The 23397-nt window shown below is 40.3% G+C and carries 15 protein-coding genes, 2 tRNA genes and 4 pseudogenes; 2 read left to right on the top strand and 19 right to left on the bottom strand.

All coding sequences use genetic code 11. The annotated features are described in order from the left end of the window. Nucleotides 1–3: 3 nt before the first annotated feature. The 3 genes and pseudogenes from AC01GB_RS08900 to AC01GB_RS08890 all read right to left on the bottom strand — a co-directional run bounded on the left by AC01GB_RS08900 (nt 4) and on the right by AC01GB_RS08890 (nt 3286). Nucleotides 4–1164 carry an ABC transporter permease gene (locus tag AC01GB_RS08900; RefSeq protein ID WP_474452363.1) on the bottom strand — a complete coding sequence of 387 codons (1161 nt, stop codon included), beginning with the start codon at nt 1162–1164 and terminating at the stop codon, nt 4–6. After that, nucleotides 1164–2307: pseudogene (locus tag AC01GB_RS08895) on the bottom strand (ABC transporter permease). Before AC01GB_RS08895 ends, AC01GB_RS08900 begins: the two are co-directional and overlap by 1 nt. 9 nt (nt 2308–2316) lie before the next feature. Then, nucleotides 2317–3286 (bottom strand): annotated as a pseudogene (locus AC01GB_RS08890) (HlyD family secretion protein). Between the two features lie 253 nt (nt 3287–3539). On the opposite strand from AC01GB_RS08890, the pseudogene AC01GB_RS08885 reads away from it, so the two are divergent. Together AC01GB_RS08885 and btsR are read left to right on the top strand one after the other, a co-directional pair. Further along, nucleotides 3540–5222, top strand: a pseudogene (locus AC01GB_RS08885) (LytS/YhcK type 5TM receptor domain-containing protein). A 2-nt stretch (nt 5223–5224) separates the two neighbouring features. Next, nucleotides 5225–5942 (top strand): annotated as a pseudogene (gene btsR / locus AC01GB_RS08880) (two-component system response regulator BtsR). Nucleotides 5943–6028: 86 nt separating this feature from the next. Here the strand turns inward: btsR and AC01GB_RS08875 are convergent. The 16 genes from AC01GB_RS08875 to ftsH all read right to left on the bottom strand — a co-directional run bounded on the left by AC01GB_RS08875 (nt 6029) and on the right by ftsH (nt 23392). Beyond that, entirely contained in the window at nt 6029–7849 is a 1821-nt protein-coding gene (locus AC01GB_RS08875) for a DEAD/DEAH family ATP-dependent RNA helicase (protein WP_474451529.1), read from the bottom strand. Continuing rightward, on the bottom strand, nt 7842–7913 hold the full coding sequence (yrbN, locus tag AC01GB_RS08870) for a protein YrbN (RefSeq protein WP_366212778.1): 72 nt from the start codon (nt 7911–7913) through the stop codon (nt 7842–7844). Before yrbN ends, AC01GB_RS08875 begins: the two co-directional genes overlap by 8 nt. Before the next feature lie 110 nt (nt 7914–8023). Beyond that, nucleotides 8024–8902, bottom strand: a complete 879-nt coding sequence (nlpI, locus tag AC01GB_RS08865; protein WP_474451528.1) for a lipoprotein NlpI — start codon at nt 8900–8902, stop codon at nt 8024–8026. Nucleotides 8903–9025: 123 nt separating this feature from the next. Further along, nucleotides 9026–11152 (bottom strand): polyribonucleotide nucleotidyltransferase, encoded by a 2127-nt coding sequence (gene pnp / locus AC01GB_RS08860; protein WP_474451527.1) that lies wholly within the window; start codon nt 11150–11152, stop codon nt 9026–9028. A 293-nt stretch (nt 11153–11445) separates the two neighbouring features. Next, complete coding sequence (gene rpsO, locus AC01GB_RS08855; RefSeq protein WP_474451526.1) at nt 11446–11715, bottom strand: 30S ribosomal protein S15; 270 nt, start codon at nt 11713–11715, stop codon at nt 11446–11448. A gap of 122 nt (nt 11716–11837) precedes the next feature. Next, entirely contained in the window at nt 11838–12779 is a 942-nt protein-coding gene (gene truB, locus AC01GB_RS08850; RefSeq protein ID WP_474451525.1) for a tRNA pseudouridine(55) synthase TruB, read from the bottom strand. Then, nucleotides 12779–13195, bottom strand: coding sequence for a 30S ribosome-binding factor RbfA (gene rbfA / locus AC01GB_RS08845; protein ID WP_474451524.1), 417 nt, complete (start codon nt 13193–13195; stop codon nt 12779–12781). Before rbfA ends, truB begins: the two co-directional genes overlap by 1 nt. A gap of 264 nt (nt 13196–13459) precedes the next feature. Beyond that, nucleotides 13460–16123, bottom strand: coding sequence for a translation initiation factor IF-2 (gene infB, locus AC01GB_RS08840; protein ID WP_474451523.1), 2664 nt, complete (start codon nt 16121–16123; stop codon nt 13460–13462). A gap of 21 nt (nt 16124–16144) precedes the next feature. Beyond that, the gene (gene nusA, locus AC01GB_RS08835) at nt 16145–17659 is read right to left on the bottom strand and encodes a transcription termination factor NusA (RefSeq protein WP_474451522.1); all 1515 of its coding nucleotides are present in this window, start codon (nt 17657–17659) and stop codon (nt 16145–16147) included. A 23-nt stretch (nt 17660–17682) separates the two neighbouring features. Further along, on the bottom strand, nt 17683–18135 hold the full coding sequence (gene rimP / locus AC01GB_RS08830) for a ribosome maturation factor RimP (protein ID WP_474451521.1): 453 nt from the start codon (nt 18133–18135) through the stop codon (nt 17683–17685). Nucleotides 18136–18325: 190 nt separating this feature from the next. Next, nucleotides 18326–18402, bottom strand: a tRNA-Met gene (locus AC01GB_RS08825). A 59-nt stretch (nt 18403–18461) separates the two neighbouring features. Next, nucleotides 18462–18551 (bottom strand) — tRNA-Leu (locus AC01GB_RS08820). A gap of 56 nt (nt 18552–18607) precedes the next feature. After that, nucleotides 18608–18946, bottom strand: coding sequence for a preprotein translocase subunit SecG (gene secG / locus AC01GB_RS08815; RefSeq protein WP_474451520.1), 339 nt, complete (start codon nt 18944–18946; stop codon nt 18608–18610). 239 nt (nt 18947–19185) lie between these two features. Continuing rightward, nucleotides 19186–20523 (bottom strand): phosphoglucosamine mutase, encoded by a 1338-nt coding sequence (glmM, locus tag AC01GB_RS08810; protein WP_474451519.1) that lies wholly within the window; start codon nt 20521–20523, stop codon nt 19186–19188. Next, nucleotides 20516–21364: a dihydropteroate synthase gene (gene folP, locus AC01GB_RS08805; protein ID WP_474452362.1), complete on the bottom strand. Its 849-nt coding sequence runs from the start codon at nt 21362–21364 to the stop codon at nt 20516–20518. Before folP ends, glmM begins: the two co-directional genes overlap by 8 nt. 84 nt (nt 21365–21448) lie before the next feature. Next, complete coding sequence (ftsH, locus tag AC01GB_RS08800; RefSeq protein ID WP_474452361.1) at nt 21449–23392, bottom strand: ATP-dependent zinc metalloprotease FtsH; 1944 nt, start codon at nt 23390–23392, stop codon at nt 21449–21451. Nucleotides 23393–23397 lie beyond the last annotated feature (5 nt).

Genomic DNA, 23397 nt, shown 5'->3' with positions numbered 1-23397 from the left:
AAATTAATAACGTTTTTTTCTTTTCAATAAACAACGCAAATGGTGGCTGAACTGGCGCAGTTCACCACTACGTAACATATTGATCAATATGCCTAGTAACGCATAAATTGTGCCTAACATTAGCATCATCAAAATATCAATACCTACGTCAGATAAACTTAAATCAAGTTGGTTAATACCCGCTATCGATTTTATTGCGCATGTTGAAGGTAAGGAATAAGCAACCATTCTTACCCAATCCGGCATTGCTTGTAATGGCCAAATAGCGCCTGAAATATAAAATACCGGCGTGGTTAGAAAAGCCAGTGTTAGATAAATCATTTCGACACTACGTAAAAATTCGGTAACAAACTTACCTAATCCTAAAACCGCCAATAAGAATGGTAAGGTGGCGATCACAAGCTGATAAACTGGTGCTTCTTGTCGGTAACCCAATACCCAAGACCAAAGTGCAAAAAAGATGGCCGACAGGAATAACCAAATGGGTAGCAACGCTGACCATGCCCCCAGATAAACAGCGGATGAAATTTTGCCGTTTGCCGCTTTGTGAACGTCAATATAGGCTTTCACACAAGCGACTAACAATGAGTGTTGTAATAACATGACCAATAAACCTGGAAAAACAATCGCAGCAAAACTCGGGCCCGGATTGAATAAAGATTCTGTTATTCCTTTAATGGGTGTTAATAATGTACTGGCCTGTTGATCAGTAAACCCTGCATTTCTTAGTCGTTGAGTATTATATTCGTTTAACAACTGAATATAAGCAGAGGAAATTTCTTGCTGTATTTGGCCGCTGGCAAGTCGATTAGTACCATCACCATAAACGGGTACCGTAATATTTTTACCATTGAGTAAACTCTTTTCAAAATCGATAGGAATAAGAATAATGGCAAACAATTTCCGTTCACGCATATCAGCCCTTGCTCTGGCCAAATCATCATAACTATGTAATTTTATTTTTGGTATCGTATCCAATCGGTTCATCAGTAAGCGGCTAGCAGAACCATGATCTTGATTAATAATTGCTACCGGCAAATCCCACAGTACTGGCCGAATATAAACCAGACTCATAATCGATAACGAAATCAACAACAATAACCACATAGGCTTTGCCAACATGCCAAGTAATACCCGATAAAAAGTCCGCAAATATAGCTTTATCAAAAGGCCTCCTGCATTCTTAGCCTTGTTAACAGGCGATTACGGATCAAAAAGGCACAAATAGCAGGGTAAATTAGTAATATTAAACAGACTTGCATGACGCGTAGCAAAGAAACCTCTCGCAAAAAAATATCAAACATCACATTTAATGCATGAGTAAGTGGTTGAATATTTCCCACAATCTGCGCGGGCCAAGCCATTGCCATTATCGGCATGGCAAAACCGGAAAAAGCTAATGCCAGGCTAACCAGCATGCCAATCAAACTATAGGCAGTAAAAATACTTTTGGTAAAAACGAATAACAACATACCGACACCCTGGGCGGCAATGACATAAAAAAAGCCCACCATCAAAAGGTAAAATGGGTTACCGGTAATTTTGGCGTCAAAGAAAAAAGAGAGGGCAGCAATTTCAATTAATAATAATGTGGTAAAAAAACAGGGTGTAAGGCGCCAATTTGCCTAATAATGCACTGGTAAATGTTTTGTTGGTTAATAATGCCGTGCCACGCAACATAATATAGATAGTACAAGTGATAACAAACAACTGTAACATATGGATAGTAGCAGCAAATTGCTGATAATAGATATAGTTTCCACTAGGGTTAAACAGGCTGTCATAAGAGAGAATAACTCTGGCCAAAGGAGGTATACTACTCCCCATTGATGAAGCTAATATTGGACGGAATTGTGCATTCAGTTGAGCGATTACCCCGCTAAAATCTTGAATGGCATAACTGCCAGAGGCATAAAATAAGGCATTATAATACATTCTGACTGTCGGTTGCCGACCCGTAAGAACACCCTTTTCAAAATGAGAGGGAATGTAGAGCAAAGCATAATCTTTAGCACTGCCTAAACGTAATAACGAAGTATTGATTGTGCCATCAATCGCTTTAATATCAGCATGTGGCGCTGCATTTAAATTACGAATTAACTTATTTGATAATAGGCTATGGTCATGATCAACCACTGAAACAAAAAGATTTAACAAGGTTCCTTCAGAAAAGTTAGCGCTTAATAATATAAATAGAAGTAATGGAAATATCCAACTTAACCAATGTAGGATCGGGCTACGAACAGCAATCTGCATTTCTTGATTAAAAGCAAAACTAAAGTTAGCCCATATTGCTTTTATTGTCATAAAAAACATCTATTTATCCCAAGCCCACAGTGCGCTCATCCAGGACGCAATCCATCAATAGGCTCTAGTGGATAAAGGCGTATTCAAATGTTCTTAAATCAAAGTCTCCAGTTGCACGTGTTGCGTGTTTAGTTGCATAGTCGCCCATTGGTGCAATATAGCGTATTTCCGCAACAATAATTTTGTCCTGCAAAGCAGGAACACGTATCGACACCTTATCGCCTTTACGAACGTAGGCCATAATATCTTCGCGTAAGTTATAAATAAAATAGGCCTGCGGCAAACGAATCAGCGTCAGCAGTGGGCTATTGGCATTAAACAATTCGCCAACTTCAGCCGATATGGGGCCAACTTCACCATCAACCGGTGCTTTAACAAGTAAATCATCAACTTGCACCTGTAACTCAATCATTTGTTGCTCGGTTTGCCGTAATGCAGCAGCATATTTATTCCGCAATTCAATGCGATCACCATTTTTAGCTTCATCTAATTGCGCCTGAGCGCTATTTACCTGATGGAAAGCGACATCTTTCGCCCACCGTGCTTTATCTAACTCATTAGCCGAAACATAACCTTTACCCGATAAATTATTCAGTCGGATATATTCGTTATTTGCATTGGTATATTGGGATTGGGCCTGTTTTAATGCAGCTTAAACATTACGGATCGTCTCTTCGCGAGTACCATTTAAAGATAAATCAAGTTGCGCTTTAGCTTGATCACGTACTGCCTTCAATGCCGCTAGTTGCGCTTGCAATTCCGGGTTTTCCAAGGTGATCAATAATTGCCCTTTTTATACCATGTCACCGCGTTCAATATGACGCTCTATTACACGCCCTCTAGCTTTAGAGGTAACGATGACTTCAGGTGCATCTACTTCCCCTTGTAACAAAAGGTGCTTATTCTGTGTATAAAGTAACACGGCAATCACAACAACAATCAGCATCAGTAGCACTAAAAATGAGATTCTTCTTTTCATATGAACTATAACATACCTTAACTATTTCACATGCAACTATATTGTTTGCAATTAACAAACAATTCAGTATGCGATTTTAAAATGTAAGTTGTTAATAAATTCGTGCTCTAAATCGCATAAAACAGACGCTATGCCTTTACTATTGTACAATCTAATCTTTATCCTACGCATATTTTGACTAGTAACCATTCAATTTTAGTCTTGCTCATTCAGTTATGCGATACCATAAAATGTATTTTTTACTGGATTAACTATGTATACCTTTGATTTATTACTATTATTACTCCAACAAATGTGTGTTTATTTAATTATCGCCTGGATACTTAGTAAAACCCCGCTCATTATTTCATTATTGAAAGTCACGATTTTTATCCCTCATAAGCTGATGTGTTATGTTATCTTTGCTGTTTTTTCAATTATCGGTAGCTATTTGGGGTTATATATTAGTGATGCAATTGCTAACACTCGCACCATCAGTACCGTATTAAGTGGTTTGCTCGGCGGTCCCAGTGTGGGAATATTGGTTGGTATTACCGGCGGAATACACTGTTATTCACTCGGTGTTGCAACAGCATCTAGTTGCATGCTGTCAACGATTATGGAAGGTTTAATTGGCGGACTGGTACATCGCTATTACATAAAACAGATGCAAATCAACAAGCTGTTTAATCCCTATACTGCTGCCAGTGTGACTTTTTTAGCTGTAATTCTGCAAATGTTAATCATTTTATTACTAACAAAACCCTTTGCTAACGCTATCGCTCTGGTTAAAAAATATTGCCCTGCCGATGATTATTAGCAATAGCATTGGTGCAGCGATATTTATTCGTATTTTATTGGATAGGCAGCTATTATTGAAAAATATACCACGGCCTTTTCTACCCAAGCGTTAAAAATTGCGGCTCATACCGAAGGAATATTGCGCCAAGGATTTAATACTCATAATAGTATGCATGTTGCTAATATTCTTTATCAACAATTACAAATTGGTGCGGTTGCAATCACTGATACAGAAAAAATTCTCGCTTTTGTTGGCATTGGCTCTGATCATCATATTGCCGGCGCTAAACTTACTTCTAAACCAACAATGCGTGCGATTACAAATAATCAGGTGGTATACGCAGACGGAAATGAAGAACCCTATCAATGCTCAATGAGTATCAACTGTAAAATTGGTTCAGTTTTAGTGATCCCGTTACGAGCAGAAAATCAATAAGTTATTGGTACCATCAAGCTTTATGAGGAAAAAAATCGATTATTTAGTTCAATTAATCTTACTTTAGGAGAGGTTATTGCTAGCCTCATATCCGGCCAATATGAACGAAATAAACAATCTTTGTTAAAATCAGAAATAAAATTGCTTCATGCACAAGTTAATCCTCACTTTTTATTTAATGCACTCAATACCCTACAAGCCGTGATACGTAAAGACCGCAAACAAACTACTGAACTTATAAACACCCTCTCTACCTTCTTGCGTAAAAATTTAAAACGCCCTGAAACGATAACAACATTGTATGACGAAATTGAACATGTAAACACTTACTTACAAATTGAAAAAGCGCGTTTTGGTGAGCATCTGCAAATTCAAATCCAAATCCCGCCAAAATTGAAAACCACTAAATTACCGGCGTTTTCACTACAACCCCTAGTTGAAAATGCGATCAAACATGGAACCGCACATTTATTAAATACTGGCCGAATTAGCCTTCGTGCCTTTCAACAACATGGGCATATCTATATTGAAATTAAAGATAATGCAGGATTATATCAACCTGCTGAAATAAATGATGGATTAGGCATAAACCTGGTAGATAAGCGTCTGAAACTCCACTACGGTGAACAATATGGTATCAATATCTTCTGCCAACCAGAACAATTTACTTGTGTCAGGCTGTATATCCCCGATATTAACGTAACAAACCAGGCGGCTTAACAATGAAGATTGTAATTGTTGATGACAAACCTCTTGCACGCGAGAATTTACGTTACCTATTAGAGCAGGAAGCCAATATCGATATTATTAGCGAATGCTTTAATGCCATTGAAGCACTCAGGGTTATTCATCATAAAAAAACCGGATGTTGTTTTCCTTGATATTCAAATGCCTCGCATTACAGGACTTGAAATGGTACAAATGCTCGGTCCGCAACATCGGCCTTATATTATATTTGTTACCGCCTTCGACGAATACGCTATTCAAGCTCTTGAGGAGCACGGTTTTGACTATTTGCTAAAACCGTTAGAAAAAAACCGTTTATCAAAAACCCTTCAGCGGTTACATCACTATCGACAAAAACAGAATATTGAACAATTGTCGAGTAATATCTCCCTTAAATACATTCCCTGTGTAGGCCACAATCGTATTTGGTTGATACCCCTTGGCGAAGTGCTCTACATTACATCTCGTATGAATGGTGTATATGTTATGAATAATAAAAATCAAGAAGGATTTACCGAGCTGACACTACGCACTATTGAAATGCGTACCACATTGGTTCGTTACCAACGCCAATATTTGATTAATATGGCCCAACTAAAAGAAATTACTTTTACTGAAAATAATCAGGCAAAACTGGTATTAAGTAATAGTCAACATATTCCGATCAGCCGTCGCTACCTGAAAGTCTTCAAAGAGGCGTTAGGATTATGCTAATTCGGTTGATAACCTTTTAATAAACAAAAAGCTGAATTCAATTGAATTCAGCTTTTGGCGCTAAATAGGACAATAATCCTATTACATTAGATATTGTGATTGCTACGACGGCGTAATCCAGAGTTATTATTCCCTTCGTTACGACCACGGAACTGTTCACGCTCACTACGACGTTCATTACCAAAGCGATGTCCTCGCTCACGTAATCCACCGCCATTACGCTGCCCACCGTTACCACGACGTTCAAACGGTTTTGCTTCACCTAACAATTGCATTTGCATTGGCTTATTCAAAATACGTGTACGTGTCAAATGATTAAGTAATTCATTTGGCATACCTTTTGGTAACTCTATTGTTGAGTGTGAAGCAAACAACTTAATATTACCAATATAACGACTACTAATATCCGCTTCGTTAGCAATTGCACCAACAATGTGGCGAACTTCAACGCCATCATCACGACCAACTTCAATACGGTACAATTCCATATCACCGACATCACGACGCGGACTACGTTCAGAAGTACCGTTACTGCGACGACGCTCATCAGGTGAATTAAATTCACGTTTTGCACGACGAACAGGATCAGGTGGCAATATTAGCGGCCGATCACCTTGCGCCATTTTTAATAGTGCTGAAGCTAAGGTTTCCATATCCAGATCATCATCAACAACTAATTTAGCCAGTAATGCACGATATTTTTCTAAATCACCGCTTTCTAATTGCTTTTGAATATTTTCAGCAAATTTAGCTTGGCGACGTTCACTTAAAAGTGCAGAACTTGGTAACTCAACTTCGGCAATTGGCTGCTTCATGGTACGTTCAATATTGCGTAGTAGTCGACGTTCACGATTATCGACAAACAAAATAGCACGACCAGCTCGACCTGCCCGACCGGTACGACCAATTCGATGCACATAAGATTCTGCATCCATCGGTATGTCATAATTAACAACTAAACTAATGCGTTCAACATCTAGACCTCGTGCTGCGACATCGGTGGCAATTAATATATCAAGACGGCCATCTTTCAAACGTTCTAAGGTTTGCTCACGTAGAGCTTGATTCATATCGCCATTTAGAGCCGAGCTATTATAGCCACTACGTTCAAGCGCTTCAGCAACCTCTAATGTGGCATTTTTAGTGCGTACAAAAATAATTGCCGCATCAAAATCTTCAGCCTCCAAAAAACGAACTAATGCTTCATTTTTACGCATGCCATAGACAGACCAATAACTTTGAGTAATGTCTGGACGCGTCGTCACACTGGATTGAATGCTGATCTCTTTTGGTGATTTCATAAAACGACGGGTAATACGACGGATCGCTTCCGGCATTGTGGCAGAAAATAGTGCCGTTTGATGCTCGGTTGGGATCTGACTCATGATATTTTCAACGTCTTCAATGAACCCCATACGTAACATTTCGTCCGCTTCATCAAGAACCAAACCACGTAAATGGGATAAATTTAGCGTCCCTCGTTTCAAATGATCTAATAAGCGACCCGGAGTTCCTACTACAATTTGCGGGCCTTGCCTTAGTGCGCGTAGTTGCGAATCGTAACGCTGCCCACCATAAAGTGCGACTACATTTACTGAACGAATGTGTTTGGAGAATTCACTCATGGCTTCCGCAACTTGTACGGCTAACTCACGCGTTGGTGCCAACACTAAGATTTGAGGGGCTTTCAATGTGATATCTATATTATGTAATAGCGGCAAACTAAAAGCGGCGGTTTTACCACTACCGGTTTGTGCCATACCTAATACGTCACACCCATCTAATAAATAGGGGATACATTGCTGCTGGATTGGCGATGGTTTTTCATAACCAAGGTCATTTAGTGCAGAAAGAATCGGTGTTGATAAACCTAAATCAGCAAAAGAGATTTCAGTCTCATTAGTCATGCAAAAGTGCCTCATTTATTATGGCGGCCAGTTTACATAACTCTGCGAAAAAAATTTCGGTCATTTTCATTTAAAATGTGAACTGGCTCAAATTATGTTATTAAACGAACAACAAGCCCTCATCACAATCGATGAAGACTTAAAAAAGCAGTGATGATATGTTCGTCGCTACTGTTAGCCTGATTCTGAAAGGTCGTCTTGTGCCTGACCTAACAAAGCCAGTTCCAACAGAGCATAGCGGTGCTCAACAAAGCTATGTGCATTGCTAGCTACCGTAAGCTTGAATAACGCTATAGCGTTATCATTATCCCCCAGACTTAGGTAATATTTACCTAAATAGAAGTTAGTTTCACTAAGATGCTCAGCGAGCGAAGTGTTATCTGTTGAATTCTCTTTCAAACGAACCATCAATGTTTTTTCACTGATTTTACCTAAATAGAATTCAACTATATTCCAGCCCCATTGCCCTTTTTCCGCTTGGTTATAACGAGATAACAAATTGGCTTGCGCCATTTTTGGTTTTATCTCTTTCTCCACTAAATACAGCCATAAGCTGCGGAAAGGATCATTTGGATCTTGTCGATAATACGCCAGCAGATCACCCTGCGCCAATCGATATCTCCCACCATAATACAGTGCAATACCCCGATTCATGCGCGCGAAATTGTAAGTTAGATCAAGCTCTAAAACAGAATCAAACGCTTCATAGGCAGCATCAAAATTGCCTGCCTGTGTAAAATATATTCCCAGAAAATTAAAAACTTCCGGAATATCAGGACGTATAGCTAGCGCCATGGTAAAATCATTGCGCGCTAACGCCCTCAATCCGAGACTATCATACAACACACCGCGTTCATATAAAAGCTGTGCATATTCATCATCGGACAACGACCGGCTCGCTAGGATCTGTTCCATACGAGCCAATATTACTTCTTGTTGCAATGTGGGTTGCAATGGGACAGCAAAGACTTCATTTTTACGCCAGTTTTCACTGCTGCAACCGACAATAAAAACAATAGCAGCAGTATAAAGCCAGCGCAGAAAAGAATTCATTGCCTTCTCCCAAAGACAGAAACTAGTCAATATATCCCGTCAATCCCCACAATTACCGGAGACTCAGCTATTAAAAAAACTGAGTAGGTGCTCTTTTTACAGGACACCGAGCCTTACGTCAAATTATTCTGCAGAAATCTGTGTTTCTGTTTCAGCCGGCTTTTCAGCAGAAACCGCCTCTTTAATACTAAGGCGAATACGACCCTGCCGATCAATTTCCAATACTTTGACTGGCACTTCCTGACCTAACTGTAAGTAATCAGTAACTTTTTCAACGCGTTTTTCTGCTATCTGAGAGATATGCACCAGCCCTTCTTTACCACCACCAATGGCAACAAAAGCACCAAAGTCAACGATACGTGTGACTTTGCCCTGATAGATACGGCCAACTTCAACTTCTGCGGTAATATCTTCAATACGACGAATAGCCGCTTCTGCTTTAGAACTATCGGTTGCAGCAATTTTTACGGTACCATCATCATCAATTTCAATCGTAGTAACGGTTTCTTCAGTCAATGCTCTAATGACAGAACCACCTTTACCTATTACATCTTTGATCTTATCAGGGTTGATGTGGATAGTATGAATACGTGGCGCAAACTCAGAAATCTCTTCACGAGGGCCATTAATAGCCTCTTCCATAACACTTAAAATGTGTAAACGAGCCCCTTTTGCCTGGTTTAACGCAACTTGCATAATTTCACGCGTAATGCCCTCAATCTTGATATCCATTTGCAGAGCACTAATACCTTCACGACTACCCGCGACTTTAAAATCCATATCGCCTAAATGATCTTCATCACCCAAGATATCGGAAAGCACAACAAAATCATCGTTTTCTTTCACTAATCCCATTGCAATACCTGCTACCGCTGCCTTAATTGGAACACCGGCATCCATTAATGCTAGTGATGCCCCACAGACGGAAGCCATAGAAGAAGAGCCATTAGATTCAGTGATTTCAGACACTACACGTACAGTATAGAGAAACTCTGACTGGTTCGGCATCACCGCCAATACTCCACGCTTAGCCAAACGCCCATGGCCAATTTCACGCCTTTTTGGCGAACCGACCATGCCTGTCTCACCTACTGAATAAGGAGGAAAATTATAATGGAATAGAAAACGATCGGTATATTCACCCATCAGCTCGTCAATAACTTGCGCATCACGTTCAGTACCAAGAGTTGCCGTGACCAACGCCTGCGTTTCTCCGCGCGTAAATAATGCTGAACCATGGGTACGAGGTAATACACCCGTACGGACATCAAGTGCACGTACCATGTCTTTTTCTCGCCCATCAATCCGCGGTTCACCTTTTAATACCCGAGTACGGACAACTTTTTTCTCTAAACCGGAAAGAATGTCGTTTATCTCTGCAACATCTAAAGATTCATTTTCTGCCAAAAGCGCATTAGCGACATCTTCTTTAATTGCATCAACGTTAGTGTAACGTTCTTGTTTTTCAGTAATACGATAAGCATCACCTAACCGCTCTTCAGCTAATTGAGCAATACGATTATGTAATTCTTCATTAATCGCTTCAGGCTGCCAATCCCATTTTTCTTTACCTGTTTCGGCTGCCAAGGCATTAATATTATCAATCACGATTTGCTGTTGCTCGTGACCAAAAACAACCGCACCAAGCATTTGCTCTTCCGTCAATAAATCAGCTTCAGACTCTACCATTAGTACCGCACTCGACGTACCTGCGACAACTAAATCTAAGCGACTGCTATTCAATTCATCAACGGTGGGATTTAAAACATACTGGTCATCAATATAACCAACACGAGCTGCACCAATTGGACCATTAAATGGAATACCCGATATAGATAATGCAGCAGAGGCGCCGATCATAGCAACAATATCTGGATTCACTTGCGGATTAATGGATACAACCGTAGCAATAATTTGTATTTCATTGACAAATCCCTCTGGAAACAAGGGACGAAGTGGACGATCAATCAGCCGGGCTATCAGTGTTTCACCTTCACCAGGACGACCCTCACGACGAAAAAAACTACCGGGGATTCGGCCGGCAGCATAAGATCGCTCCTGATAGTTAACTGTCAGTGGAAAGAAATCCTGCCCTTCTTTCACTTTTTTCTGCCCAACAACAGTGACAAATACGGCTGTATCATCCATATTAACCATAACTGCAGCAGTCGCCTGACGCGCCATCATACCCATTTCGATAGTGACGGTATGCTGGCCATATTGAAATTTACGAACAATAGGATTAAGCAAAATAATACCCTTTTAATAGCTGTTTATTTATATAATAACACCAATATTTCCTTTCTTGCTACATCCTCGCGACTAATGACAATACTGAATATTTTTACTTATTTTGTGAATATCAGTATTCTCATTAGCCGCGCGAACCGGTTGTAGCTAAAGAAGCTCACATTATTTAGAAATAAATTGACAAAAATCTATTTCCTAAAATCATTTTGTAAGTGTAAACCAATTCTAAAAATTTTTTCCGCTTTCTAGCAGAAAAGGGGCCTACTGGCCCCTTTTCTTTTGAAACCAACTAATCAGCGACGTAATCCTAAGCGCTCAATAAGTGTGGTATAACGAGCAACATCTTTACCCTTAAAATAGTTCAATAGCTTACGACGCTGAGCAACCATACGCAACAGCCCTCGACGGCTGTGTTGATCTTTCTTGTGCTCTGCAAAGTGACTTTGCAAATGATTGATCTCCGCAGTCAATAGAGCAACTTGAACTTCGCTAGAACCCGTGTCATTTTTATCACGACCATAGTCTGAGATAATTTGCGCTTTCGCTTCAGTACTTAGAGACATAAATAACTCCAAACTTTCCATTAAACATAAGGAAAGCCAATCTCTAATTCAGCCTTCCCGAACAAATTCTCACCTATTTTACGCTTCAATTGATCATAACGCAAGATTACATCTAAATCCTATCAAACACTTTCCACCACTAAACGACGAGGTGCTATTCTATTTTGTCCATCAATCTCAGCAATACCAATAAATTTATGCATATCACCTTCTTTTACGCGAACTTTATTACCTTCGGAAAGCCGATGGTTAGCAACAACAACCGATTGCCCTTGTTTAAAATAGCTTGCAACAATCGATGAAATATTGATTTCAGGAAAATGATTAACTGCTGTATCCATTGGTAATAATAAAGGATCTAATTGTGCCTCCAGAGAAGTTGTCCCTAACTCCACTTGCTGCTTAAGCGTATATAATTGTTCTATTGTTACCATACGTTCACTGGGATAACTAGCTACCTGTAAGCGCCTTAGATAAATCACATGAGCACCACAACCCAACAATTCACCTAAATCATCAATAATAGTTCGTATATAAGTTCCTTTAGAACAATGAATTGTTAATTCCAGTTCATTCTCTTGCCAGCGCTCAAATTGTAAATCATAAACAGTAATCGGTCGGCCTTCACGTTCAATAGTAATCCCCTGACGGGCATATTCATAAAGTGGCTTACCCTGATATTTAAGCGCAGAATACATAGACGGTATTTGGATTAAATTACCACGAAATTTATCTAATGCCTTATCAAGTTGCAGCTGTGTTATTTCGATAGGGCGTTGACAAATTATTTTACCATGCGCATCTGAAGTATCAGTACGCTGTCCTAAACGAGCAATAACCCGATAGCGTTTATCAGAATCAAGCAAAAATTGTGAAAATTTAGTTGCTTCACCCAAACAAATCGGTAACATTCCGGTTGCTAAAGGATTGAGTGCTCCTGTATGACCGGCTTTTTTTGCATTAAATAAACGACGTACTTTCTGCAAAGCATCATTAGATGAAAGTTCTGCCGGTTTATCTAATAACAATACTCCGTGAACCTCACGACCACGACGACGATTCATTACTTCCTATCTTTATCATCTTTTGTAGTATGACGGCGCTTTTCATCATCACGGATCACATTGCTAACTAAATTAGACATACGCATACCTTCCACCAAAGAGCTATCATAAAAAAAAGTTAATTCAGGGACGATACGTAAACGCATCGCTTTACCCAGCAAAGAACGAATATGTTTCGCCATATCACCATTCAATACTTTAATACCATTTTTAACCATATCTGTTTCATGTTCTTTTGCTGATATGTTTAAAAAAGTCACGAACACTTTGGCATAAGCCAAATCGCGAGAAACTTCCACTCCTGAGACAGTAGCCATTTTAACACGTGGATCTTTAATTTCTCGATGAAGAATAATGGAGATCTCTTTTTGTATTTCCTGGGCAACACGCTGAGCACGACCAAACTCTCTTGCCATTATGATATCTCCTCACAAGGGTAAAACTAAAATATAATGACCATTAATTATTATGATATATATTAGAAAAATAAAATTCAATACTTATATCTATTTGATTTTTTTATATAAAATAAATATTAACTATTATTTATCATAATAGAATTAATCTCATCGCATCAATCGATAACCAATATACCCGATCTAAATGGTTATCTATAACTCTTTAACCAAAAGGCCATAACATCAGTTATGGCCTTTTAAAAAGCATCAATAAAGCAGGCATTAATTATCAATAGAACGTTTCACTTCAATGATTTCAAATACTTCTATCATATCACCAACACGTACATCATTATAATTCTTCACGCCAATACCACACTCCATGCCATTGCGCACTTCGTTGACATCATCTTTAAAGCGACGTAATGATTCCAATTCACCTTCATAAATAACCACATTATCCCGCAATACACGGATAGGGTTATTACGCTTGATTATGCCTTCAACAACCATACAACCAGCAATGGCCCCAAACTTAGGTGATTTAAACACATCACGGACTTCGGCTAATCCGATAATTTGCTGTTTATATTCAGGCGCCAACATACCACTCATCGCCTGTTTGATCTCATCGACAAGACTATAAATAACCGAGTAATAGCGTAGATCCAAATTTTCACTTTCAACAATGCGTCTTGCTGCAGCATCGGCGCGGACATTGAAACCAATGATAATTGCATTAGAAGCAGCAGCCAATGTAACATCGGTTTCTGTAATACCACCTACACCCGAACCAATAATTTTTACTTTCACTTCATCAGTTGATAATTTTTGCAACAAATCAGTAATGGCTTCACAGCTACCTTGTACATCGGTTTTTAATACAATATTTAAGTCAGAAATCTTACCATCTTCCATATTAGCAAACATGTTTTCTAGTTTTGACTTCTGCTGGCGTGCCAATTTTACTTCTCGGAATTTACCTTGACGATAAAGTGCAACCTCACGCGCTTTCTTTTCATCACGGACAACCGTTGCGTCATCACCTGCTGAAGGTACACTTGATAACCCCAGAATTTCAACCGGAATCGATGGCGCTGCAGACTGAATATCTTCACCTAATTCATTACGCATTGCACGAATACGGCCATACTCAAAACCACATAGTACAATGTCACCTTTATTAAGGGTGCCTTCCTGAACTAAAATCGTCGCAACCGAACCACGACCTTTGTCCAAATAAGACTCTATAACAACACCACTTGCCATTCCAGTACGAACCGCTTTGAGTTCTAATACTTCAGCTTGTAATAAGATAGCTTCTAATAATTCATCAATCCCTGTCCCTTTTTTGGCAGATACATTGATAAATTGATTTTCGCCACCCCACTCCTCAGCCACAACACCATATTGCGACAGCTCATTTTTGACGCGATCAGGATCAGCTTCGTGTTTATCAATTTTATTAACTGCAACGACAACCGGCACATTAGCGGCCTTGGCATGCTGAATAGCTTCTATCGTCTGAGGCATCACACCATCATCCGCCGCAACGACCAAAACAACAATATCCGTTGCTTTAGCACCTCGAGCACGCATTGAAGTAAATGCAGCATGTCCTGGTGTATCTAAGAAGGTAATCATGCCTTTATCTGTTTCAACATGATAGGCACCTATGTGCTGCGTAATGCCGCCAGCTTCACCCGATGCAACTTTAGTTGAACGAATATAGTCAAGTAATGAAGTTTTACCATGGTCAACATGTCCCATGATGGTTACGACTGGCGCCCGAGGTTCTGCAACTGCTTCACCGGTATCACGATCATTTAAAATCGCTTCTTCCAGCTCATTTTCACGCCGTAAAATAACTTTATGCCCCATTTCCTCTGCCACAAGTTGCGCTGTTTCTTGATCAACAACCTGATTGATGGTCACCATAGCGCCCATTTTCATCATGGTCTTGACAACTTGCGAACCTTTGACTGCCATCTTATTCGCTAATTCAGCAACCGAGATGGTTTCGCCAATCACAACATCACGGTTAATAACCGCAACCGGTTTTGTGAAACTTTGCTGTAATGAACTGGTTTTTTTCTGTTTACCTTTGATTTTATTCGTACTACCAACCGCTCGCTCTTCTTCGCGATCAGCTTTTTCAGAATGTTTATTATTTTTTTTCTGCCGAGTAGCCTTTCCAGCTCGATTTCGGGCGCGGCGGCCTTCTTCTTGGGCATCATTTTCATCTTCTGCTTCACGAGCATGACGAGAAGTCGTAGTATGATAATCTACATTATCTTCCGTTTCATCATCACTACTCCAATGATTGGAGTTTTCCTTTGCCATACGACGAGCTTCTTCAGCAACGCGTTTAGCTTCCGCTTCAACCTTACGTCGCATCTCTTCTTCAGCTTTACGTTTAAGCTCTGCTGCCTCAGCTTCGCGACGCTGTTTTTCAGTATAAGCAGCCGAATCTTGATTGGATTTAGCTGTTTTTGGATTATTTTTACTTTGTTTCACTTTCTCTTTTTCCGCTGCTTCGCGCTTTGCTTTTTCAGCTGCTTCACGTTTTGCTTTTTTTTCTGCTTCGCGCTTTGCTTGCTCTTCCGCTTCATGCTTCACTTGTTCTTCAGCTTTCGCTTTTTCCAAGGCATCGCGGTCAACATATGTGCGCTTTTTACGGACCTCAATGTTGACTGATTTACTTTTCCCGCCTGTACTCGGCACACTTAGTGTGCTGCGAGTTTTTCGCTGTAATGTTAATTTGCCAGTCTGGTTAGCTGTCGTCCCATCTTCACGATTTAAGTATGCAAGTAAAGTTTCTTTTTCATTTTGAGTAACAGCGTCATTTTCAGTTTTCTTTATCCCGGCATCAGCAAACTGCTGTACCAGGCGTTCAACTGAAGTTTGAATCTCTGTTGCCAATGATTTTACAGTTTCATCTACCATTCTGTTCCTTCCTGCTACAAATTATTTTGGATCGTTGCCAAACCAGCAAATATTGCGCGCAGCCATAATAATTTCACCAGCCTGTTCATCATTCAGCCCTTCTTCAATATCTCTCAGATCGTCGATCCCCTGCTCGGCAAGATCTTCCAATGTACAAATACCATGAGCAGCTAGGCTCATTGCTAAAACATGATTCATACCTGGTAGATTTAACAAATCCTCAGCTGGCTGATTATCACCCATACTCTTTTTTTGAGCCAACTCTAATGTCGTCAGCGCTGCTTTCGCTCTTTCACGCAAAACTTCAATCGTTGTCTCATCAAGACCTTCAATTTCTAATAGTTCGTTGATTGGTACATAAGCTAATTCTTCTAATGTAGAAAAACCTTCTTCAACGAGAGCAGTAGCGAATTCTTCATCAATATCAAGGTGCTTAACAAAAGAATCAATAGATGCATGTGCCTCTGCTTGATGTTTAGCTTCAAGTTCTTCCGCGGTCATTACATTCAATTCCCATCTGTCATCTCCACGATGCTTTTTCAGTAACTGGGAAGCTAAGCGAACATTTTGTCCATTGCGGCCAATTGCCTGAGCCAAATTACTACTTTCAACGGCAACATCCATCGTACATTTATCTTCATCAACGACAATAGAGGCAACGTCAGCTGGCGCCATCGCATTAATCACAAATTGTGCAGGATTATCATCCCACAAAACAATATCAATACGCTCTCCTCCAAGCTCGCTTGATACTGCTTGCACCCTTGCACCACGCATCCCAACACAAGCGCCTACTGGATCGATGCGTTTATCATTCGTTTTTACAGCAATTTTTGCCCGCGATCCCGGGTCACGAGCAGCGGCTTTAATTTCAATAATTTCTTCACCGATTTCCGGTACTTCTATGCGAAATAATTCTACTAACATTTCAGGACGAGAACGGCTAACAAACAGCTGCGCTCCACGCGCTTCTGGGCGTACATCATACAATACACCACGCACACGGTCACCTGGTCGAAAGTTTTCACGTGGTAACATATCTTCCCGTAAAATTACCGCTTCGGCATTATTACCTAAATCCAAGGTAATATTTTCACGATTGACTTTTTTTACCACCCCGGTAATGATTTCACCTTGCTGCTCACGAAATTGCTCGACAACCATCGCTCTCTCAGCTTCACGTACCTTCTGAACAATAACCTGTTTTGCAGTTTGAGTGGTAATGCGGTCAAAGGTAACAGACTCTATTTGATCCTCTACATAATCGCCTAAATTAATCTCTGAGTCTTCAAATTTTGCCGCATCTAAAGTAATTTCCCGTGTCGGCTGTGTGACTTCTTCAACCACCAACCAACGACGAAATGTATCAAAATCTCCCGTTTTACAATCAATATTAACGCGAACATCAATCTCCTGTTCATATTTTTTCTTAGTAGCTGTTGCTAATGCGGTTTCAAGCGCTTCAAAGATTTTTTCGCGAGGAAGCGATTTTTCATTAGAAACCGCTTCCACAACAGCCAGAATTTCTTTATTCATCCTAGTTGCCTCATTGAACTTTATTAAAAGTGGGGTACCAGGTTAGCTTTCTGGATGTTTTTTAGTGCAAACACTTCGTCCTTGCCATCCACAGTAACCGTAATCATTTCGTCATCAACAGCTTTAATTATACCTCGCCATTTACGACGGTTCTGCATTGCTATTCTTAATATTAAATTCACTTCTTTACCAATAGAATGCTGATAGTGTGCAACAGTAAAGAGTGGACGCTCAAGTCCTAGTGAAGATATCTCCAGGTTATAGAGCTCTGAGATCGGATCTTCAACATCCAGTACTGCACTGACCTGGTGGCTAACTTCGGCACAATCATCAACGGTAATACCATTTTCGTTATCAATATAAACGCGTAATGTCGAAACCCGTGCTCGAATAAACTCCAGACCAACAAATTCAAAACCTAGAGCTTCTACCGGCACTGAAATCATCAATATTAATTTTTGCTCTAACGTGGACAAACCCCACCCCCAGACATAAAAAAAGGGCTAAAAGCCCAGTAATTCTGTTTTAAATAACAAAAAACCCCGAAAACCGGGGCTTTATGCAACTGGACCCTATACACTGCCAGTAGGTTTAACCCCTGACTCAGCACTCTTCCAAACGAAAATAATCCAATAAGACGCCTGAAATAAATTATATGCTAAGAAGTGGTTGCGAGAGCCGGATTTGAACCGACGACTTTCGGGTTATGAGCCCGACGAGCTACCAAACTGCTCCATCCCGCGTCCGGAAATTCCGCAAATTTTACGCTGATAATATGCGAAACGCAAGCTATCTTTTAAAATGGTGCCGAGAACGGGACTTGAACCCGTACGCCCGTTTTATAAGCACTACCACCTCAAGGTAGCGTGTATACCAATTCCACCACCTCGGCACACCAGTAAGACAATTTTTCAATAAAACCGCCTCACTACACAAACTGTTGCTTAATTAATGAGGGATATCACTTGTTGGTGCTACAGGCGCTGTAGGAACTCCCACTGGTTTCTCAATTTTAACAGGTTCACCAATGTTTTCCCATTTGCTTCCAGTCACACTTTTATTAGCAGTTAAATTCCCTAAAATTAAACTGATAACAAAGAATAATGTTGCAAAGATAGCCGTCATCCGCGTCATAAAATTACCTGATCCTAATGAACCAAATAATGTTGCAGAAGCACCTGCACCGAATGAAGCTCCCATATCAGCACCTTTCCCTTGTTGCAGCATGACCATACCAATCAGCGCAATTGAGACTAATAAAAAGATAACCAAAAGGGTTATGTACATAGCTAACTACCTATTTGACAATAAAGTTCGGAAAACCTATCTACTGCAACTTGCTCCTTAAGTCGTTACTTTAAGGAGCGGTTTTGAATACTAACCAAACCTTAGCTGACAAGCAAGATTATTTTTATCTCATCGTACTATTTGTAGAAAAAACAACAAAAGTTGTTCTCCAAAGCCAATTGACGAAAAATGACACAATGCTTATACAACCATATGATTTTTTGTAAAAATATTATGAACTATTTCACTTGCTTGACCACTTCAGCAATGCAATTAGCCATTGCGGTAACCTGTTTTTCATTCTCACCTTCCACCATGATACGAATTAAAGGCTCGGTACCTGATTTACGCAATAAAACCCGTCCTCTACCTGCTAGTTCTTTTTCCACTTGGTTTACCATATTTAAAACTTCTTCTGTGGCCAATGGATTATGGTTACCGGAAAAACGCACATTTATTAATACTTGAGGCATCAATTTAATCTCACAACAGAGATCATAAAGGCTCATATTATTACGGAGCATCGCACTTAGAACTTGTAAACCAGCAATAATTCCATCACCTGTTGTCGTTTTATCTAACAAAATAATATGGCCTGAATTTTCAGCACCAAGCCGCCATCCTTGCTCTTGTAATTTTTCGAGAACATAACGATCACCAACTTTTGCCCTGATAAAAGGTATATCCAACTGTTGCAGGGCTAATTCTAATCCCATATTACTCATTAAAGTGCCAACAACTCCACCGTGTAATTGACCTTGTCGAAGTGCATCACGCGCAATAATATAAAGAATTTGATCACCATCTATTCTATTACCACGATGATCAACCATTATTACCCGATCACCATCACCATCAAAAGCAAGACCAATATCCGCTTTTTCTGTTACCACACGTTTTTTCAATAGCGTAACATCAGCCGCGCCACAGCCCTCATTAATATTCAGTCCATTTGGTTCACAGCCGATTGCGATGACTTCCGCACCAAGCTCAGTTAAAACATTCGGGGCAATATGATATGTTGCGCCATTAGCACAATCTAAAACTATTTTTAATCCACTTAAACTTTGGTTACTGGGAAACGTCCCTTTGCAATACTCTATATAACGCCCAGCAGCATCAACAATACGACTCGCTCGTCCTAATTCGGCAGACTCAACACAAGTAAGTGGTTTCTCCATCTCAGCTTCTATTGCTTCTTCTACATCATCAGGTAATTTAGTGCCATCAATCGAAAAGAATTTAATACCATTATCATAATAAGGATTATGGGAAGCAGAAATAACAATGCCCGCTTCAGCACGGAATGTGCGTGTTAAATAAGCAATCGCTGGTGTAGGCATAGGACCTGTAAATGCAGCTGATACTCCCGCTGCTGCAAGACCCGCTTCTAAAGATGACTCCAACATATAACCTGAAATGCGTGTATCTTTACCTATGATTATTTTACGAGAACCATGCCGCGCTAAAACCTTACCCGCTGCCCAACCCAATTTCAAAACAAAATCAGGGGTAATTGGGTTTTCTCCTACTTTGCCACGAATACCATCGGTGCCAAAATATTTGCGCTTACTCATAATCATCTGTTTCCTTTACTGAAAGGGTTGCTTGAACAATCTTCATAGCCTGTACAGTTTCTTTCACATCATGAGCACGAATAATCTGTGCTCCCTGCATGGCTGCGATAACTGCGCATGCGCTACCGCCAATAAGCCGTTCCTCTAGTGGTAGATCTAATAGTTCACCAATCATAGATTTACGTGACATACCAACTAGTAGTGGCACTCCGAAAGCATGAAATTCATCCAATTTCGCTAATAATTGATAATTATGCACCAAGTTTTTACCAAAACCGAAACCTGGATCAATAATCAAACGATTTTTGGCAATGCCAGCCGCTTCACAGCGTTCAATTTCATCTGATAAATACTGTTTTACTTCTGCAACCACATTTTTATAATCGGGTGTTTGTTGCATTGTCTTAGGTTGACCTAACATATGCATAATACAGATTGGTAACCCTGTTTCAGCCGCAGCTTCTAATGCACCCGGCTCATGTAACGACCGAACATCATTAATAATATGCGCACCTGCTCTAGCTGCCTCTGTCATGACAACAGCTTTAGACGTATCAACAGAAACCCAAACATCAAAACGGTCAGTTACTGCTTCAATTATTGGGATAACTCGATCAAGTTCTTGCTGTAGACTGACTTCGCTAGCACCCGGACGGGTTGATTCACCACCAATATCGATAATTGCCGCGCCATGGTTAACCATACTAGCTACATGCTTGAGAGCATAGTCATAACGATTGTATATACCACCATCAGAAAAAGAGTCTGGAGTAACATTTAATATTCCCATAACAATAGGACAATTAAGATCAAACTCTATTTTTCGGGCAGTAATTTTCATAATCACCTTACTCAACCAAACAAAACCCCAGGTTTTCCTGGGGTTTCAATCATTTATTCATTTCACATAGAGAACCAATGAACATTAACGATTCTCTGTGTTACTTCCATTATCATTTTCTTGCATATTATCTTCACCCTGAGCAGCAGAAATATTCTTTTCTGGCTCTCCTTGTGATGAGGATGTTGTAGTAGGATTACTATCATTATCATCCCAGCCAGCTGGAGCTCTAACTGGACGGCGATTCATCAAATCATCAATTTGAGGTGCATCAATGGTTTCATATTTCATCAATGCATCCTTCATCGCATGCAAAATATCCATGTGTTCATTCAAAATCTGACGAGCTCGTTTATAATTACGATCAATAATTGCCTTGATCTCTTCATCAATTGCTCGCGCAGTTTCGTCTGACATATGATTAGCTTTAGCAACCGAGCGGCCCAGGAAAACCTCACCTTCTTCTTCGGCATAGAGCAATGGCCCTAATTTCTCAGAAAAACCCCATTGCGTCACCATATTACGAGCAAGATTAGTTGCTACTTTAATGTCGTTTGACGCGCCAGTAGATACCTTTTCTGAACCGTAAATAATTTCTTCAGCTAATCTGCCGCCATAAAGCGTAGAAATTTGACTTTCTAGCTTTTGCCGACTCGCACTAATTTGATCAGCTTCTGGCAAGAAGAATGTGACACCTAAGGCACGACCTCGTGGGATAATTGTCACTTTATGAACAGGATCATGTTCTGGAACAATACGTCCTATAATCGCATGACCAGCCTCATGATAAGCCGTAGATTCTTTTTGTTCCTCTGTCATCACCATAGAGCGACGTTCAGCACCCATCATGATCTTGTCTTTTGCCTTTTCGAATTCCACCATCGTGACAACACGCTTATTTCCGCGTGCTGCAAAAAGGGCGGCTTCATTAACTAAATTAGCTAAATCAGCACCAGAAAAACCAGGTGTGCCTCGTGCCAATACTGAAGCATCAACACTAGGATCTAAAGGTACACGGCGCATATGAACCTTCAAAATCTGCTCACGACCACGTACATCAGGTAAACCCACAACAACCTGCCGATCAAAACGTCCAGGACGCAATAATGCCGGATCTAACACATCGGGACGGTTGGTAGCGGCAATAACAATAATACCTTCATTACCTTCAAATCCATCCATCTCTACCAACATTTGGTTAAGAGTTTGTTCACGTTCATCGTGCCCTCCTCCCAAACCTGCGCCACGTTGGCGGCCAACCGCATCGATTTCGTCAATAAATATGATACAAGGTGCGGCTTTCTTTGCTTGTTCAAACATATCACGAACTCGAGAAGCACCAACACCAACGAACATTTCTACGAAATCTGAACCGGAGATAGTAAAAAAGGGAACTTTTGCTTCACCTGCAATGGCTTTTGCCAATAAAGTTTTACCTGTTCCCGGTGGCCCTACCATCAGAATTCCCTTAGGAATCTTACCACCTAATTTTTGAAAACGACCCGGTTCACGCAAATATTCAACTAGTTCACCAACTTCTTCTTTCGCTTCATCACAACCGGCAACATCAGCAAAAGTGGTTTTAATTTGATCTTCTGTCAGCATGCGCGCCTTACTCTTACCAAAGGACATAGCACCTTTGCCACCTCCTCCTTGCATCTGACGCATAAAAAAGATCCAACACCCAATTAGTAATAGCATTGGGAACCAGGAAATGAAAATAGTCGCTAAGAAACTTTGCTCTTGAGGTGGTTCACCAATGACGGTGACATGCCTTTCAAGCAAGGTATCCAACAATCTTGGATCCTCTCTCACTGGAATATAAGTCGTATAACGACTGTTATCCGTTTTCTTAACACTAATTTCACGATCAGAAATCCGCACTTCACGTATCTGATCCTGAGTTAACTCATTCATAAAGGTAGAATAATCCACCCTGCGACTATTCGAATCGCTAGGACCAAAACTCTGGAATAGAGACATCAGGACTACCGCAATGACTACCCAGAGAATCAGGTTTTTCGCCATGTCAC

The sequence above is a fragment of the Candidatus Arsenophonus phytopathogenicus genome, from assembly GCF_056113345.1.
The sequence above is the reverse complement of the archived record's forward strand: the minus strand, read 5'-3'. Positions and strand labels throughout refer to the sequence as shown.